The organism is Paenibacillus forsythiae T98, assembly GCF_000520735.1.
Classification (GTDB): Bacteria; Bacillota; Bacilli; order Paenibacillales; family Paenibacillaceae; genus Paenibacillus_AQ; species Paenibacillus_AQ forsythiae.
Genome location: NZ_ASSC01000644.1, coordinates 1 through 1,774, shown reverse-complemented (window position 1 = coordinate 1,774; position 1,774 = coordinate 1). Strand labels below are relative to the sequence as shown.

Annotated in this window: 1 protein-coding gene; it reads left to right on the top strand. The window is 64.5% G+C overall.

What is annotated here, in order from left to right; all coding sequences use genetic code 11:
• The coding region (locus tag L692_RS0119840) for an AAA family ATPase (protein WP_025701793.1) at positions 1–1,774 on the top strand (1,774 nt) is incomplete at both ends.

The window sequence follows — 1,774 nt, the reverse complement described above, 5'->3', positions numbered from 1 at the left end:
GGCGGTACGCTTCGGCCGCGCTGATCGCCACGCTGGAGCAGGCCGAGCAGGAAGCGGCGGCCATGCAGGATGAATTCGTGGCGGTGGAGCATGCCGTGCTGGCGATGGTATCCGGCAGCGGCGGGAATGCGGATATCCGCCGCATATTCGAAGCCCAGGGCGTGACGCGCGAGAAGCTGCTGAAGGTTCTGGCGGAAATTCGCGGGCACCAGCGGGTGACGAGCAGGGAGCCGGAGGCGACGTACGAGGTGCTGGAGAAATACGGCCGCGACCTTGTGGCGGAAGTGCGTGCAGGCAAGGTTGATCCGGTCATCGGCCGCGACGGCGAGATTCGACGGGTTATCCGGATTCTCTCCCGGAAGACGAAGAACAATCCGGTGCTGATCGGAGAGCCGGGCGTCGGCAAGACGGCGATCGTGGAAGGTCTGGCTCACCGGATTGTCCGCCGCGACGTGCCGGAGGGGCTGAAGGACAAGACGATCTTCTCGCTCGATATGAGCGCGCTGGTCGCCGGAGCGAAGTACCGCGGCGAGTTCGAGGAGCGGCTTCAAGCTGTCCTGAAGGAGATTAAGGAGAGCGACGGCCGGATCATCCTGTTCATCGACGAGCTGCACACGATTGTCGGCGCGGGCAAGACCGAAGGCGCGATGGATGCCGGCAACATGCTGAAGCCGATGCTGGCCCGGGGCGAGCTGCACTGTATTGGCGCGACGACGCTCGACGAGTACCGCAAGTACATCGAGAAGGACCCGGCGCTGGAACGCCGGTTTCAGCAGGTGCAGGTCAGTGAGCCGGATGTCGAGGACACGATCTCGATTCTGCGCGGCCTGAAGGAGCGCTTCGAGGTGCATCACGGCGTCAAGATCCATGACAGCGCGTTGGTGGCTGCGGGCGTATTGTCCAACCGCTACATTACCGACCGCTTCCTGCCCGATAAGGCCATCGACCTTGTCGATGAGGCCTGCGCGATGATCCGCACGGAGATTGACTCCATGCCGGGAGAAATGGATGAGGTGACGCGGCGGCTGATGCAGATGGAGATTGAAGAGGCGGCGCTCAAGAAAGAAACCGACGATGCCAGCGGGCGGCGTCTGGAATCGCTCCAGCGGGAGCTGGCCGATCTCAAGGAGAAGCATCTTGAAATGACGGCGCGCTGGGAGAAGGAGAAGTCGGCTATTTCCGGCGTCCGCGAGCTGAAGAAGAAATTGGAGCAGGCCCGCATGGATCTGGAGCGCGCCCAGGAGGAATACGACCTGAACAAATCGGCTGAGCTGAGCTACGGCATCATCCCGGACCTTGAGCGGCAGGTGAAGGCGGCGGAGGAAGCGGCGCAGCAGGACGGCGATTCCCGGCTGCTGCGCGAGGCAGTAACCGAGGATGAGATTGCCGACATCGTCTCGCGCTGGACCGGCGTTCCAGTCAGTCGGCTCGTGGAGGGCGAGCGCGACAAGCTGCTGCGGCTGGAGGAGACGCTGCATCAGCGCGTCGTCGGCCAGGACGAAGCGGTGTCGCTCGTCTCGGACGCCGTGCTGCGGGCGAGAGCGGGCATCAAGGACCCGAACCGGCCGATCGGCTCGTTCCTGTTCCTCGGCCCGACCGGCGTCGGCAAGACGGAGCTGGCCAAGGCGCTGGCGGCGGCGCTGTTCGACCGCGAGGACGGCATGATCCGCATCGACATGTCGGAGTACATGGAGAAGCACAGCGTCTCCCGGCTCGTCGGCGCGCCTCCGGGCTATGTCGGCTACGAGGAGGGCGGCCAGCTGACGGAAGCGGT